This is a genomic window from Vibrio gallaecicus (assembly GCF_024347495.1).
Lineage (GTDB): Bacteria > Pseudomonadota > Gammaproteobacteria > Enterobacterales > Vibrionaceae > Vibrio > Vibrio gallaecicus.
This window is the reverse complement of record NZ_AP025490.1, coordinates 141,760-157,388: the sequence shown is the minus strand read 5'-3', so window position 1 is coordinate 157,388 and position 15,629 is coordinate 141,760. Positions and strand designations below refer to the sequence as shown.

The 15,629-nt window shown below is 42.2% G+C and carries 15 protein-coding genes; 4 read left to right on the top strand and 11 right to left on the bottom strand.

Annotated elements, in window-relative coordinates; all coding sequences use genetic code 11:
- Positions 1–101: 101 nt before the first annotated feature.
- The 4 genes from nfuA (at position 102) to OCU78_RS00670 (ending at position 4,825) form a co-directional block, all read left to right on the top strand.
- The gene (gene nfuA / locus OCU78_RS00685) at positions 102–686 is read left to right on the top strand and encodes a Fe-S biogenesis protein NfuA (protein WP_137373968.1); all 585 of its coding nucleotides are present in this window, start codon (positions 102–104) and stop codon (positions 684–686) included.
- 245 nt (positions 687–931) lie between these two features.
- Positions 932–1,501: an ADP compounds hydrolase NudE gene (nudE, locus tag OCU78_RS00680; RefSeq protein WP_137373967.1), complete on the top strand. Its 570-nt coding sequence runs from the start codon at positions 932–934 to the stop codon at positions 1,499–1,501.
- 11 nt (positions 1,502–1,512) lie between these two features.
- Positions 1,513–2,340, top strand: a complete 828-nt coding sequence (cysQ, locus tag OCU78_RS00675; protein WP_137373966.1) for a 3'(2'),5'-bisphosphate nucleotidase CysQ — start codon at positions 1,513–1,515, stop codon at positions 2,338–2,340.
- A gap of 292 nt (positions 2,341–2,632) precedes the next feature.
- Complete coding sequence (locus tag OCU78_RS00670; RefSeq protein WP_240701752.1) at positions 2,633–4,825, top strand: DUF7151 family protein; 2,193 nt, start codon at positions 2,633–2,635, stop codon at positions 4,823–4,825.
- A 75-nt stretch (positions 4,826–4,900) separates the two neighbouring features.
- On the opposite strand, the gene OCU78_RS00665 is transcribed toward OCU78_RS00670, so the two are convergent.
- The 11 genes from OCU78_RS00665 to gspD form a co-directional block, all read right to left on the bottom strand.
- Entirely contained in the window at positions 4,901–5,680 is a 780-nt protein-coding gene (locus OCU78_RS00665; RefSeq protein WP_137373964.1) for a type II secretion system protein N, read from the bottom strand.
- 1 nt (position 5,681) lies between these two features.
- Positions 5,682–6,173, bottom strand: a complete 492-nt coding sequence (locus tag OCU78_RS00660) for a type II secretion system protein M (protein ID WP_137373963.1) — start codon at positions 6,171–6,173, stop codon at positions 5,682–5,684.
- Positions 6,174–6,191: 18 nt separating this feature from the next.
- Positions 6,192–7,412 (bottom strand): type II secretion system protein GspL, encoded by a 1,221-nt coding sequence (gene gspL, locus OCU78_RS00655; protein WP_137373962.1) that lies wholly within the window; start codon positions 7,410–7,412, stop codon positions 6,192–6,194.
- Positions 7,381–8,484, bottom strand: coding sequence for a type II secretion system minor pseudopilin GspK (gene gspK / locus OCU78_RS00650; RefSeq protein WP_137373961.1), 1,104 nt, complete (start codon positions 8,482–8,484; stop codon positions 7,381–7,383). The genes gspL and gspK overlap by 32 nt, the downstream gene beginning before the upstream one ends.
- A complete protein-coding gene (gene gspJ / locus OCU78_RS00645; protein ID WP_240701755.1) occupies positions 8,477–9,166 on the bottom strand; it encodes a type II secretion system minor pseudopilin GspJ in 690 nt (229 codons plus the stop codon). Before gspJ ends, gspK begins: the two co-directional genes overlap by 8 nt.
- Positions 9,167–9,176: 10 nt before the next feature.
- A complete protein-coding gene (gspI, locus tag OCU78_RS00640) occupies positions 9,177–9,548 on the bottom strand; it encodes a type II secretion system minor pseudopilin GspI (protein WP_137373959.1) in 372 nt (123 codons plus the stop codon).
- Positions 9,535–10,143, bottom strand: a complete 609-nt coding sequence (gene gspH / locus OCU78_RS00635; RefSeq protein ID WP_137374127.1) for a type II secretion system minor pseudopilin GspH — start codon at positions 10,141–10,143, stop codon at positions 9,535–9,537. Before gspH ends, gspI begins: the two co-directional genes overlap by 14 nt.
- 135 nt (positions 10,144–10,278) lie before the next feature.
- Positions 10,279–10,722 carry a type II secretion system major pseudopilin GspG gene (gene gspG, locus OCU78_RS00630; protein WP_137373958.1) on the bottom strand — a complete coding sequence of 148 codons (444 nt, stop codon included), beginning with the start codon at positions 10,720–10,722 and terminating at the stop codon, positions 10,279–10,281.
- Between the two features lie 114 nt (positions 10,723–10,836).
- Positions 10,837–12,057, bottom strand: a complete 1,221-nt coding sequence (gene gspF / locus OCU78_RS00625; protein WP_137373957.1) for a type II secretion system inner membrane protein GspF — start codon at positions 12,055–12,057, stop codon at positions 10,837–10,839.
- Complete coding sequence (gene gspE / locus OCU78_RS00620; RefSeq protein ID WP_137373956.1) at positions 12,058–13,560, bottom strand: type II secretion system ATPase GspE; 1,503 nt, start codon at positions 13,558–13,560, stop codon at positions 12,058–12,060.
- Positions 13,560–15,590: a type II secretion system secretin GspD gene (gspD, locus tag OCU78_RS00615; RefSeq protein ID WP_137373955.1), complete on the bottom strand. Its 2,031-nt coding sequence runs from the start codon at positions 15,588–15,590 to the stop codon at positions 13,560–13,562. Before gspD ends, gspE begins: the two co-directional genes overlap by 1 nt.
- Positions 15,591–15,629: the final 39 nt, after the last annotated feature.

Sequence of the window (15,629 nt, the reverse complement as noted above, 5' to 3'; positions counted from 1 at the left end):
GAGCTTGATCTGTACAGCAATCCAACAAAAAGAGGCTGAATTACAATTCTGACCGGAGTAGAATGTCCGGAATAGCCTACAAATTTACTCAGGTATTAGTCGTGTCAAATATTACAATTACAGAAACAGCTCAAACTCACTTTGCCAATCTGCTTTCACAGCAACCTGAAGGCACAAACATTCGTGTATTCGTGGTAAACCCAGGAACACAAAATGCTGAATGTGGCGTATCTTACTGCCCAACAGACGCTATTGAAGCTTCAGATACTAAACTGTCTTTTGAAGCATTCGATGCTTATGTAGATGAGCTAAGCTTGCCATTCCTAGACGAAGCAGAAATTGATTTCGTTACTGACAAAATGGGCTCTCAGTTAACTCTAAAAGCACCAAACGCAAAAATGCGTAAAGTCTCTGATGATGCACCACTACTTGAGCGTGTTGAATACGCAATTCAAACACAAGTTAACCCGCAACTTGCAGGTCACGGTGGTCACGTAAGCCTTGTTGAAATTACTGAAGAAGGCGCTGCTATCGTGGCATTCGGTGGTGGTTGTAATGGTTGTTCAATGGTTGATGTAACTTTGAAAGAAGGCATCGAAAAAGAACTACTAGAACAGTTCCAAGGTGAACTGACTGCCGTTCGTGATGCAACAGAGCATGATCGCGGTGAGCACTCTTACTACTAGTCCACACTAGAAGTAACACCAAACAAACAGCAAAAGGTTGATGTGTAAGCATCAACCTTTTTTAATGCCTTATCTCATCCTATTATTGAATAAGTTCATTGAATGAATGATCAACTCTCAGGCATTCACCCTAAGAATTTTGCATAAGGTTCAGAATTAAGTCGAAACACAAAACCCGCCAGTATCAATCCATGCCGTTTTTTCATATATTGGGGGTATCTAATTAAAGCTAAGGAGCGAGCGTAATGACAAAAAGGAAAGTGCCAGAAATTTTGGCTCAGCAAACTGTCGCTCAATCAAAACTTTTCTCTATTGAATCTCTCGATTTACGCTTCTCTAATGGTGAAGAAAGAACTTACGAACGCATGAAGCCTAGCGGACGAAATGCCGTGATGATGGTTCCAATCTCTGAGCAAGGTGATCTATTACTGGTTCGCGAATACGCTGCAGGTACCGAGCGCTACGAACTTGGCTTCCCCAAAGGGCTAATTGACGCCGGAGAAACGCCTTCAGAGGCAGCAATCAGAGAGCTTAAAGAAGAGATTGGATTCGGATCGCATAAGTTAACCCCTTTAAAAGAAGTCGTTCTTGCTCCTTCCTATTTTTCGAGCAAAATGACGCTGTTCATTGCTGAAGACTTATACCCTGAAAAGCTTGAAGGTGATGAACCTGAACCTTTAGACATCATACGCTGGCCACTTGCTCAAGCCGAAGAATTACTCACTCATCTCGATTTTAGTGAAGCTCGCTGTATTACCGCCCTACTACTAGCCCTCAGAACATTAAAAGAACAAGCTAGTACATTAGAAGAATAAGAGTTAGCCCTATGCCAATAACAAAAGATCTATCCCACCTCTTACCTTCCGTCATTGAAATTGCTCGTTCTGCTGGGCAATTGATTCTCGAAATCTATGAAAAAAAGGATTACGAAGAATTTACGAAAAGCGATGACACGCCTGTAACCAGTGCCGATTTGGCCGCACATAAGCTTATAGAACAGCGCTTAACGGAGCTCACTCCTGATATCCCAGTGCTTTCTGAAGAAGCTGCTGACATTAGTTTAGAGCAACGTAAACAATGGGATCGCTACTGGTTAGTCGACCCACTCGATGGCACTCAAGAATTCATCGCGCGTAGTGGTGACTTCGCGACCATCATTGCACTAATTGAGCATAATCGACCTGTGATGGGGGTTGTGTATGCGCCGGTATCAGGTGTGACTTATTACGCTTATCATGGCAAAGGGGCATGGAAAATCCCAGAACTAGCTGACAGTGTGAAAATTAAAACACATCATCATGAGCTGCCAAACCAATCTATTGCGATGGCGATTAGCCGCCGCCAAGATATAAATCGAATCACCAGCTGCATGAGTTCAGCATGGAACTATGATTTAGTGCCTTTGGGCTCTGCGGCACTAAAGGCATGCTTAGTGGCGGAAGGCGCGGTTGATTGCTACCTAAGATTAGGGCCAACTGGTGAATGGGATACGGCTGCTACTCAATGTATCGTTGAAGAGGCTGGCGGGAGGATTTTAAGTACTCAATTAGAGCCTCTTTCATACAATGAGAGAGAAACATTAGAAAACCCAAACTTTATTGTTTTAGGGGATGAGAACCTACCTTGGGATGAAATTCTTACGGTTAAAAAGTAGAACGTACACATTCTAAAGCTTTATCTAAACCGCTCAATTCAATTGCCGTAACCTTGTTACGGCTTTTTTATGCCTCAAATAGCCACTTTTAATTTTATAAAACCTATCAATGATAACGATTACATTTGAAATAATGAAATTGAGTTAATTATCATTAACAATCAAACAATTAATGAAGTCTGATTTTTTTAATTCAGTTAACAAATAATGTTTACAAAGTGACTCTAGTTTCATAAAAATACCATTCATAAAATCTATACCTAAAAAGTTACTAAAGGAAATGGTAATAAATATGAACGTTCAGTGGTCTAAAAAAACATTAATCGCAACATCTGTAGCATCAGTCTTACTTTCTGGCTGTGGTGGTGGCAGCGACGGTGGCACAACAACAACGCCAGTCGAAGCTCAAAAAGATGCTTTAATTACAACTTTATCGTTACCTGCTGGTAATGCGGAATGTGTAAATGGCGGTCTCAAAGTTATCGCAGGGTATGACGACAATGAAGATGGTGCTCTTGCAGAATCCGAATACGTATCAAATAAAACAATTTGTCATGATGGTACTCAGCAAACCGATCAAGAAGGCAGTGAAATCTTTGATCAAGCCCTTGTCTCCATCGCTCTCATTGCAAAAACGGACTCTCGCTGTGCCGCTGGTGGACAACTAGTTTCTGCTGGTATCGATAAAAATAAGAATAATATTCTTGATGAGTCTGAAATAGAGTCAAAGGAAGTGTTATGTAGTATTGGAGCTGACTTTGCACCAAGCGCAATTATCAACTCTATTACAGCAAACCCTGCAATTGTTGCCCCGAATGGCGAAACAACCCTCACAGCAACTATCACAAACCTACTTCCTACCGACAAGATCACATGGCTGGATGAAAATAATCAAGAACTCACTCCGGACGTAAACTCTCCTGAACAATTGAAAGTTCAAGTGGGCTCTCAAGCAGGTCAAGTTAGCTACACTTTAAGTATTGAAACAACAAACGCTGATGGAAAAAGTGTCATACAAACTAAAGACATCATCATATCAATAGCTGAAGCACCTGCTCCTACACAATCAGTCGTTTTAGATAGCAAGCAAGTCTTCTTACCTGACGGTTATACAACAGCCAGTTTAACCGGTGATATAACAGGTACCGTTATATACGCAGAGCCAGCAACTACAATTGCAGCTCAAAGCTCACAACCTACACCAAACAATACAGAACTAGTTGGATTTGTAGCAGAAAACAGTGCAATGCAAAGAGGTTCTACCGCCGAAGAAATTCTAACCTCAAGTATAAGTGCTTTTGCTTCAAGTATTTCAGGAAAAGTGACGCAGACATCGCAGACTATTCTGACTAATGGTGACATCAATGCTACTTATAAAATAAACCTATCAACCGGTCTGAAACTAACTGATTTATTAAACACATTAATCAATCAAGTTGCCGTTAATAAAGTAGGCGGTGTTGCTTCAACTTTGATCCCTTCAGCATCTGAAACAGAGCTAAATGATTACCAACTAGATATCACGACTAGTTACAACCCAGCAGATGACAGTGTTGTAATTACGAGTACCTTAATACAAAGTGATAGAGTAGCTGCATATTCAGACCTAATCGTCTCCACAACTTCAGAAAGTATTCAAGCGTCTAAAGATGCAAAATTATTGGTTGAAAATGACACATTCTCAGCACTAGACCAAACAGCATCTAAAGCTGACTTCCTCTTTGTAATCGATAACTCAGGCAGTATGTCTGATGAGCAGAATGCGATCAGTGATTTAACCCAAGCCTTTACTGATACTATATCAAACGCAAGTGTTGATTTTATGGTTGGTACCATCACGACAGATTCAGAGACACTTAGAGGGAATGGCTACACAAATGATATCACGCAAATCGCGAGTGATTTCAAACCTGGGACAGGTGGTAGTGCAACTGAAACAGGTATTTATTACTCAGAGAAATCACTGACAACTGATGGTACATCGGTTACTGCAGGCTACCCTAGACCTGGAGCTTCATTATCCGTTGTAATTATGAGTGATGAGAAAAGTCAGTACGAGCGTAGAAGTAATACTGCATTTGATACCAGTAATAATATCTTCATTGATAATGGATATCGCGTGTACTCAATTGTCGATCCAAATGATGCTTACAACAGCCAGTATGATGACCTAGCGACATCGACACTAGGTAAAACACTGAATATCAATGTAACTAGTGAATATAAAGCCTTTGTCGAAACAATGGCTCAAAATGCTGGTGCAACAAGTGCAGGTTATAAGCTAACTCAAGCTGCAAATAACCACATACTTTCGTCATCAATTAACGTCACTGTTGATGGAAATGTCGTAGAAAGAAAATCTTCGAATGGTTGGCAGTACTACCCACTTTCAGAGTCTATTGTATTTACTGGTACAGCAATACCAAATGAAGGTTTAGAGATTGTAGTGGCGTATCAGTATGTCGAAATAAAACAAGCAAATTAAAAATCAGTACTTAACAAAAAGGCTAGAATAAATTCTAGCCTTTTTTATCCGCTCTTACTGAACAGTATGCATTAACTAAAAGCGCCCTTGATAGGTAAACTGGTATTTACCTTGTGAGTCAGGGTTACCTAGCCATTTCAGTTGGCTTTGCATTGCAGCAGGGAATTCAGCACCAGGCTTAAACCAAGCCGAAGTCTTATAGCGTTTATTCGGTGTTAATTCAGCAGAGAACTCACTTGTTACGTTCGGGCTATTCTGCTCACCTTTTGCAGATATTATATTTTCTTGGCAAGTAATATCAGCGATAACTGGACCAAGATCCAACGCACCAATTGGCGACTCAACACCCGCACTTGACCATGCTAGTGTACCTTCGGCTTCTTGGCACCATGGCTGACCATGTAAAGCATGTTTAATCGTTAGCTCAACTTGCCCAGCAACAGAAACAGGGACTGGAATGCTCGGAGCATAGTCGAGCACCTTTTCTGCCGGAATCGTAGCTACTAAGTTCTCAGCGTAAATACCCGCTAGGCTATAGCCGACATTACCTTTGCCGCGGAGAGTCATATCACTGTTACGGCCAAAACGTACCGCTAGCTCAGCTTTTGCCTGAAGCAATTTACTGAACTGAAAATCCCACTGTACCGAACCATAATTAACTCGTTGCCATGATATATTCTGAGCACTGCCCTTCCATAGCGAACCTTCTACCCCTTCAATACTCAAACCACGAACAGATGGCACTTGTTTCAAGGCAAAAGAAGCCGGCAGGTGAAGAATGAGGCTGACTGAAAAGCAACCGACAAAAACACTACTAAATAGCAGCCCACGTTTAGTAAATAAACCTAGCTTCACGTTATCCTCGCTTAAACTGTAGGCGGTTAATTTCAATAACACCCGGGCTTTCAGCACGGTCAATATCCATAAACTCTACTTCAACACCCTGCTTTTCCTTTAGATACGTTATCCAATCTATGAACTGGTTAAATGAAACCGGGTTTATCCACACTTGAAGCATTTCACCGCGAGGCTGAACACGAATTAAATCGATTTTATAACGACGTATTGAGGATGATACAACTTGGTTCAGTGGTTGATTTGAGGCTTTCAGCCCACCACTTCCGCGCAGTTCAACAATTTCATCTGCTTTATCTGTCACCCATGCCAATAGCTGCTTTTCACTCTGAATGCGAGTTTGAGCAAGCTCTGCTCGTTGGCTTAAGGGTTGTAATACCCCCCAATAAATCAATCCAACCACAAGCAACAATGAACATGCGATCATTAATCGCTGTTCTCTCTGGCTTACTGAACTCCACCACGCTTGGAGTGGCTCAATCATTTTTTTCATCACTGATCTCCTAACGTTTTATTGACGAGCTTTTAAAGTGAAGCTACCAAATACCGACTCACCATTACGGTTCAACGGACCTTGTTCAACATCAAATTGCTCTGATAGTTTGGCATTAGCGCTTTCAAAACTTTGGAAGTCAGCACTCTTCGCTTGCAGGCGAACCTCTGAACGATTGCCATCATACTTAATGCTTTCAATCTCAATCGCCGTCACTGTGCCTAATGTTTTAGGCAGTAAAGTCAGCCAGCTAAGTAAAGATTCATCCGATCCAGAACCACCCAAACTGCTTGCCTCATCATTCATCTGACGCTTTAAATAGCTTACTGTTGGGATCTTACGTTTATTAGGAAATACCGTTCTGAATATCCGCTCACTTTCCGTTCGGTAAGCTTGAGCTTGTGTTTCATACTGCTGAACTAGTAACACTTGCTGAGTCACTAAAACAGCAATTAATAACGACGCAGCAATCGCCACTTTTTGCCAAATTCGCCAATACTTACTAAAAGATGATTTCGCTTTAAAGCTGCCACTCAACAAATTAATACTGCTGGTAATGGCTTGCTGGCTTAGCAAAGACATGATCAATTCAGCAGGCTTTGCTTGCCACGCCACACGGCTTTGTTCAATCACTTCTGGGCTTGGTAACGACGTATAACAATGAATGCTTGGTCCATTTTCATGATCCAGCCAATCTGTTTGTAGAAACAGTGCAAGCCAATCATTATCGACAGAAACCGCTTGATATTCACCTTGACGAAGCAACCACTGAGAATCGATTTGTACAGCCGACACTCCTTCGTCTTCAACAGGTAATGCCAAAATATCAGGAAGGACTTTACGAACGGTAATGTTCACTTGTTTAAAGTCATCCATGATTTGGCTTAACCACGCTCTATCCACACCACATACCGTGGCATGAGTGGCACTCTTTTCCAAGATAGTAAAATGAAGGTCTTCAACATCTTGCGCGATTTCATCTTCTAATAAAAAAGGCAACATGGAATCAAACTGTCTTGCTGCCCCTTTCGGGATTTCGACATGATTCAGTAAACAATCATTACCAGACAACAACGCAATACAAGTGCGTTGCTCGGCATAAGGTGTCAATTCTTCTAATTGATGCCAACCAGCAAGCTCACCACTTGCGATGACTTCCTGTTGACTTGTCGACCAGACCAACCATGGTACTGGGCTTTGTGGTTCGCTACTCAGCCGAACGGTCAGAAACTCGCTCACTGATCCCTCCAAAACGACGGCGTACTACCGTCACGGTTTTTCGATTATCACTATAGAAAAGGCTGCGAATTCTCACGCGAGACTTTTCCACTAAAATTTCTGCATCTAACTCAAAATAAGCACTATCAACAGCCAAATAAGACTTGGCTGACTTTTTAACAGCAGAGCTCACTGCGGCAACAGACGCCTCCGCCATAAAATCATCAATGCTATCCCAACCATCAAATGGTCTATTTTTAATGAGCTCTTTGGCATTACTTTCACTTAAATTTGGCGAAAACATTGCCACTAAAATAGGAGCTTGCTTTTCAGATAAGGTATTCACATTTAGGCGAAAGTCGTCAGTAGGTAAAGCGCACACGAAAGGGGCGACTTTTTCTATAACATCACCTGACACTTGATAAATCGCTCGAAGTTCAGAACTGTCAGCAAGCAAACCATTCGCAGCAACATACGAAGGGCTCATAGATTCATAAGTGCTGTCTTCCACACCTGTGGATGAAGAAGTGCTGCTATTACTGTCAACAAACTCCCATGTGGAGTGTGCAATCACTTCTGCCTGATAAGGCTCAACTTCGACTTCTTCAAGCAAGGCTTGCCACACAGTGACTAAGTAAGGTGATTTACTTGAGCCTGTACTACTTTTTGCTTCAGCAAGCGCATTCAGATTAAAGCACGCTTGCTTATCAAGGATTCGACCAGAAACTTGTCCATAGTCCAAAGGAAACACTTGCTCTTCCAATGCCCAAGGCTGGTTTAGGTTGACTGTATCGCTATCTTTATAGCTTTGTTCAATACCCACTTCAGCTAAACTTTCAATACCAATGCTGTACCAGTAAGCTTGCTGATAATTGAGTTGGTTTCCTACTCGTTTGAATTGAGTAAAAAGACGCTCAGACATGCTACCAGCGATGCCCGCCATGATCGCTAACAGCATCAAAATTACAATTAAAGCCACACCAGACTGACGATGCTTAGGCCTTAAAGACCTAGACTTTAGGGTGCCCGCTTTTGAATTGCTAGCTTTTGAAGTATTAGCTCTTGAAGTACTCGCTCTTGGAAACTTATCCATTGTCAGAACCTTCTGAGCTATCACTATCACTGGCACGAGTCACTTTTCCGTCTGGTGTTAAATAAACTCGCTCAACGTCACCATAGTCTTCTAGTGTGAGGATAAATTTCACGGCTTTGGGTAACGTTAGCTGCGCAGCCCACTCTTTTAGCCAGTTTTTTCCATCATAGAATTCCAACTCAAAACTTTCGACATTCGACAGCATGGGCGTAATAACGCCAAGTTGACCTGCTGGTGTATCTGGGTAACGCCACCAAACTCGCTCTAGTGCCTTTTCCTTTATGCGATAACCAACCTTTGTGACTTCACCGCGTGGAAATTGTTGTTGAGGGTTATGCCAACCTAACCGAGTAAACATCACTCCGTTACTGTCTGAATCTAATAAATAAGGCTGGGAAAAAATCAGCTTAGAAGATGCGTTTTCACCGCCCGTTCGAAATTGGCGTAATGCCATTTGGCGAAAATCATTGTCTAAGATGACTAAAGATCGTTGTAGCTCATTCAACCGAGCACTACGTTCTATGGATACTTCATTACTGCGCTGAATTTGGCTCACAACCTGATAAGCAGCCATACTCAAAGTGGCAAAAATCGCAATAGATACCAAGACTTCAATCAGTGTGAAGCCTTTGTTTCTAGACTTAGATGGAAGTGACTTTAGACTAGCTTGATAAGTATTCATCTGGTGCTTATTAATTCGGGACATAGCTGCGCACCGTCACAACAGGAGAGGAGGTTTTACTTGTTGCAACACTGACATCAAAAGCTTTCAACAAACTATCACTAGTCGCGATAGGGGTAACGGTCCAAAACCACTGGCGACCTGCCATTTCTTGTTCACCCTTAGATTTTTTTAATTTATCAGGATGTAACATCACCATCGCCATTTGGTTATCGACCACAATTGAGGCAAATGTTTTTTCTTCCAAATACCCTAATGTATTGATGTGCTGAGTCACCGCACGAATAACACTGATCGCTGCGGTTGCAAAAATTGCTAATGCTACAAGCACCTCTAGTAACGTCATACCACGAGTAGCATGAAGGCGTTTACTTTTCTTCATCAAGTATTTCTCCTGGTGCCAGCAAGGTTATCACCCCGTTATCTGTTACTTGAATACGCCAACCATCTTCGACGGTGTCACCCACATTCGGATGGAATGAAAGAATAAAAGGCGTGATTTCAGCACTCGAAAGAATAAAAACTTGAGGAGGCTTAGGTTTGCTTTTCTCTTCAACCTCAGCAAACATGTCTTCATCAAACAGGCTTCCAGGAGTAAATAGCCTGTCGCTATCAGCCCAAGCTCCACCACCTAATGTGAGTGATAAAGATTGATCTTCAGACAATTCAGTTAAAGACGGGATCTTTTCAAAATCAGTATCTTGCCAGCCATCGGAATTAAGGGACATCAAGGTATAAGTGGATTTTTTCTCATCAATACGTATCCCAAAATCCAATCCACTTAATATAGCTTCTTCATTGAGTAGTTGAATCCGCTGATAAAAACTCTGCGCATAACGCTTAGTTTCATCTTTGCTGTTGGTTGGGATTGTTGCAATAACCGCCATGGCAGTCACTGATAGCAACACGAGTACCAATAATATTTCAATTAAAGTAAAACCTTGCGAGTGCTGGCGAGAGCGAGAGGCTTGGAACATATTGGTTCTTAAAGCCCCTTTATCTTTTGGCAAGTCACTCAACTTATTAGGTTCACTTACACAATGAAACCTTGTTGGTTTTCGCATCACTATCAATCTATGCAAACTGCGTTGACGTATTCAACAAGCCAAAGCTTATTGATAGTCTTGCATGTTCCAGTTACCGATATCTGCCATCACACCTTCACCACCTTCTTGACCATCAGCACCAAGCGTAAAGATATCAATGTTGCCATTGTCACCAGGGCTTAAGTACTGGTATGCGTTGCCCCATGGGTCATTAGGTAGACGTTTGATGTAGCCACCATCACGGTAGTTACGCGGTTCTGGGCTGCTTGGCTTAGAAACCAAAGCATCCAAACCTTGATCTGTTGTTGGGTAAACACTGTTATCCAGCTTATACATATCCAATGCATTTTCTAACGCAACAATATCTGTAATGGCTTTTTGTTGATCCGCTTTCTCTTTGTTTCCTAGCAAATTAGGTACAACAAAACTGGCTAATACGCCTAAAATCACAACAACAACCATTACTTCAAGTAAGGTAAAGCCTGACTGTTTCTTCATTTTATTTTTCATTATTTTCTCCATATTACGGGCTAAGGTATTAGATCAAGATGACCTCTACTCCTTAGCTCCAAATTGTTCGACAAGTGCTATTGGTCGTTAACCATTAATATTAGCTATTAACTATTAGCCACTCATCAAATTATTCATTTCCAGCATTGGCATTAAGGTTGCCATTACAATAAACAAAACCAAACCAGCCATCAAAGCAATTAAGGCTGGGGTAAAGATGCCTAAAGCGATATTTACCGTTGATTCAAAGCTTTGATCTTGGTTATCTGCCGCGCGAGTCAGCATCGACTCTAACTGACCACTTTGCTCACCACTGGCAATCATGTGTAGCATCATTGGCGGAAACAACTTAGTTTGATCCAGTGCTTTTCGTAAACTCGCACCTTCTCGCACACTGTCTGATGCCAGTAAAACCTGCTGCTTAACATGATGGTTAGACATGACATCAACGGCCACCTTCATCCCTTCAAGAATCGGAATGGCGCTTGAAGTACATATGGAAAGCGTACGAGCAAAACGCGCCGTATTGATACCTTTCGCAATTTTACCAATTAAAGGTAAAACCAATAACTTTCTATCCCAACTCATTCGTACTGACGGTTTCTTCAATACCGTTTTTAGCAGCATAAATGCACCGACTGTCAGCAATAACAGTTGGATGCCCCAATTCTGAATAAATTCACTGGATGCGAGTAAAAATTGTGTGGATTGAGGAAGCTCTTGTCCCATCTGAATAATGGGTTCGACAATTTTTGGCACAACCGTAGCAAGAAGAAATGACACGATTGAGACAGCAAAAACCACCAGCACAACCGGGTAAATCATGGCTTGCATCAGCTTTGAACGCATCTTTTGGCGATTCTCTGCGTAGTCTGCCAATCTTTCGAGCACAGCATCTAAATGCCCTGATTTTTCACCAGCGGCCACCATTGCACGGAACAGCTCATCAAAAATATGAGGATAATCAGCAAGACTATCTGCCAGCGTATAACCCTCTGTTACTTTTGAACGAACGGCTAACAACATGGTACGAATACGAGGTTTTTCTGATTGCTCAGCGACCGCTTTTAGACACTCTTCAAGTGGCATACCTGATTGAACAAGTGTCGATATCTGACGAGTAATCAGCGCTAGATCTGGCGTGCTGATACCACGTTTGAAGCCCGTTGATTGTCCACTAGACTTGGTCGACTTCGCTTTCGCTTCGGTCATATCTACAGGAATCAAACCCTGCTCTTTTAGACGTTGGCGAGCTTGGCGAGCATTATCAGCTTCAATCGAACCTTTTTTATGTTTGCCTTTCGAGTCCAAGGCTTTGTATTCAAACGCCGCCATCTATACTTCCTTGGTCACTCGCATCACTTCCTCAAGAGATGTGATGCCTTGTCTTACTTTCAGCAAACCGTCATCACGAATACTTGGAGTCGTGCTACGAATCGCTTTCTCAATAGCCTGCTCACCCGATTCACTATGGATAAGCTCTTGTACTGAATCATCAATCATCAACAACTCATGAATACCGGTACGACCGCGGTAACCTTTTTGATTACAGTGTTCACACCCTTTTGCATGATAAAGTGTTAAGTCATCTTTCTTTTTCAGACCAAAGATTTTCTTCTGTTCTTTGTCCGCTTCATAAGGTTCTTTGCAATCCTTACATAAAGTACGAACCAATCGTTGGGCTAATACGCCAAGTAAAGAAGAAGAAATAAGGAAAGGCTCAATGCCCATATCACGTAGACGAGTAATCGCACCCACTGCGGTATTGGTATGCAGCGTAGACATAACCAAGTGACCCGTTAAAGACGCTTGAACCGCAATTTCAGCGGTTTCTAAATCACGAATCTCACCGATCATCACGACATCAGGATCTTGACGCAAAATGGCACGTAAGCCGCGCGCAAAAGTCATATCAACTTTAGGGTTAACCTGTGTTTGACCAATGCCATCAATATCAAATTCAATCGGGTCTTCAACGGTCAAAATATTTCGTTCGTTGCTGTTGAGTTCTTGCAGACCAGCATAAAGCGTGGTGGATTTACCTGAACCCGTTGGACCAGTAACCAAGATAATACCGTGCGGGCGTTGGATCAGCTTACGGAAATTTTCGTGATTTTCACCAGTCATACCAAGGCTGTGGAGATCCAGACGCGTAGCATTTTTATCAAGTAAACGCATTACCACGCGCTCACCATGCGAAGAAGGCATGGTGGATACACGAACGTCTACTGCTCGTCCCCCAATACGCAACGAAATACGACCATCCTGTGGCACGCGTTTTTCTGCAATGTCCATTTTAGACATGACTTTTACACGAGAAACCAACAAAGGTGCAAGCTTGCGACTTGGTGCCAATACATCACGTAAAACACCATCAATACGGAAACGAATACACAAAGACTTTTCAAAAGTTTCGATGTGGATATCCGATGCGCCTTCTTTGATTGCTTCACCAAGCATCGCGTTGATTAATTTGATGATTGGAGCGTCATCTTCCGACTCTAGTAAGTCTTCATCTTGTGGCAATTCTTCCGCTAAAGAAAAGAAATCATCACTATCCGCGCCGATATCTTCCATTAACTGGCGAGCTTCTGAAGAATCTCGCTGATACGCTTGAGTAAGTTTAGTATCAAAGTCACTAGCTGAGATTGCAATAGGTGTGAAGCCACCTTTCACCACTCTACGCACTTCTAAAATGGCAGAAGCATTAAGAGGCTCAACAAAGTAAAGACTTGGTGGACGTTCAGGGTGCTGATATTCCAGCACCATTTTATAACGGTTTGCGAAGCTAAACGGTAAACGTTGATAAGCTCGCGCCATATCGACCATTTCTGCCATTATTTCGCTTCCATTTGCATTTGATCAATAAAGGCTTGGATTTCAGCCGGGTGCCTGATGTCATCACCAAACTTAGGTAGAACTGGAATATTGTCATTGTCCATCAGCTTCAGACCTTGCTCGAGTTTGAACAATTGCTCTGCACGAATGTAGTTGTATTTACGCTGTGTAATACCATCGGCAGTCATACCATCGCGGATGATTGTCGGCTTAATGAAGACCATTAGGTTCTTCTTCTCAACCTGAGTGCTGGTTGATTTAAATAGGTGACCGATTACTGGGATATCACCTAATAGTGGCACTTTTGATTCACTTTCAAGCGCACGTTCATCAATCAAACCGCCAAGTACTAGCATTTGTCCATCTTGTACAATCACTGATGTGTTCAGTTGGCGTTTAGCAAAACGTACATCCACTGCGCCATTTGCACCTAAAACGTTAGACACTTCTTGTTCGATATTCAGCTGAACAGAATCACCTTCGTTAATCTGTGGCACCACTTTTAGTTTGATACCCACTTCTTTACGATCAACAGTTTGGAATGGGTTGTCGTTGCTTGAACCCGCCGTTGAACCCGTTAGTACTGGCACTTCTTCACCTACGATGAAAGAGGCTTCACCGTTATCCATCACTGTAATACTTGGAGAAGACAGAATGTTCGAGTTTGAGTCTGTCGCTACTGCACTGATTAATGCTGTCCAGTCACCCATTGCTAAGCTTACCGCAGCCCCATTCACGCCAGAAAGTGCAGATGCTAGAGTTGAGTAATCACCTTCTTCTGTTGTAGTTTCATTACGTAGGAACTTACCATCCGAGTCATAAACAGCAGTGGTGGTTGTGGTGTCTTTTGCTTCTTCTAAGCCAACCATTACACCGCCAATTGACGCACCAGTGTTTCCATATTGGATCATGGCACCCGTTTCTAGATTACCCCATTGAACACCGAGGTTAACGCCATCACCTTCCGCCATTTCTACAATTAAAGCTTCAATCAATACTTGAGCTCGACGAATATCAAGCTGAGCGATCACGTCTTGTAGAGCATTCATAATGTCTGGTTGAGCAGTAATCACCAGTGAGTTGGTTTCTACATGAGCCGCGATCATCACTTGGTTACGGTTTGCATTCTTGCTCTTACTTGACGACTGCTTTTCAGATTGTAGGTTATCTGACACACCTTTAAGTACATCAACTAAATCTTCTGCTTTAGCATATTTTAGGTAAACAACTTGGTTATTACCTTTTGTCGCCATCTCTACATCTAGCTGCTCAATCAGCTTTCTTAGACGGCTACGAACTTTAGGATCACCAGAAATAAGAATAGAGTTAGTACGATCATCAGCGACTAGTTTTGGCTGTAAGAAAGCAGGAGTACTTTTCGCGTCTGTTGTCTTATTTAAAGCATCGACGATTCTTACCATTTCAGCAGCCGATGCATTTTTTAGATCGACAACTTCAATTTCTTTATCACCCGCTTGGTCAACACGTTTAATGATTTCCGCAAGACGGTTCACAACCGCGGCACGACCAGTAATCAAAATGATATTCGCTGGATCATAGTGAACAACGTTACCAGCGCCAGCATTATCATTTAGCTGACGTAATAGCGGTGATAATTCACGAACCGATACATTACGAACCGCAACAACACGTGTAATTACGCTATCGCCTTGGATAGAGTCACGATCACCAACCACAGGAATGGCTGAAGTTTTAGAGTCTTTTGCTTTAATGATCTTAAGTACGCCAGATTCCATTTCAACAACAGCGTAGCCATACACTTCTAATACGTTGAGGAAGAAGCTGTAGTATTGCTCTTCATCAAGTACGTCGTAGCTGCGTACATCAATTTTACCTCGTACCGAAGGGTCAACGATGATCGTTTTTTCTAGGTTACGTCCAACAATATTAATAAATTCTTGGATATCTGTGCCTTTGAAGCTTGCACTAAAATCATTGGCGATAGCGGCTGGTGAACAAACCAAGCTTCCTGCTAGTAACCATGCACTTTTCTTAAACCAATGTTTCACGTTTTTCTCCTGCATTTTCGCCCAAATTCTGGCAAAAAG

Bases quoted from the DNA above. Each gene is read 5' to 3' on its own strand.
- gspH (WP_137374127.1), bottom strand. From the start codon at position 10,143: ATGTTCCAAGCCTCTCGCTCTCGCCAGCACTCGCAAGGTTTTACTTTA.
- gspG (WP_137373958.1), bottom strand. From the start codon at position 10,722: ATGAAAAATAAAATGAAGAAACAGTCAGGCTTTACCTTACTTGAAGTA.
- gspE (WP_137373956.1), bottom strand. From the start codon at position 13,560: ATGGCAGAAATGGTCGATATGGCGCGAGCTTATCAACGTTTACCGTTT.
- OCU78_RS00660 (WP_137373963.1), bottom strand. From the start codon at position 6,173: ATGAAAAAAATGATTGAGCCACTCCAAGCGTGGTGGAGTTCAGTAAGC.
- OCU78_RS00670 (WP_240701752.1), top strand. From the start codon at position 2,633: ATGAACGTTCAGTGGTCTAAAAAAACATTAATCGCAACATCTGTAGCA.
- nudE (WP_137373967.1), top strand. From the start codon at position 932: ATGACAAAAAGGAAAGTGCCAGAAATTTTGGCTCAGCAAACTGTCGCT.
- gspF (WP_137373957.1), bottom strand. From the start codon at position 12,057: ATGGCGGCGTTTGAATACAAAGCCTTGGACTCGAAAGGCAAACATAAA.
- gspI (WP_137373959.1), bottom strand. From the start codon at position 9,548: ATGAAGAAAAGTAAACGCCTTCATGCTACTCGTGGTATGACGTTACTA.
- gspK (WP_137373961.1), bottom strand. From the start codon at position 8,484: ATGGATAAGTTTCCAAGAGCGAGTACTTCAAGAGCTAATACTTCAAAA.
- cysQ (WP_137373966.1), top strand. From the start codon at position 1,513: ATGCCAATAACAAAAGATCTATCCCACCTCTTACCTTCCGTCATTGAA.
- gspJ (WP_240701755.1), bottom strand. From the start codon at position 9,166: ATGAATACTTATCAAGCTAGTCTAAAGTCACTTCCATCTAAGTCTAGA.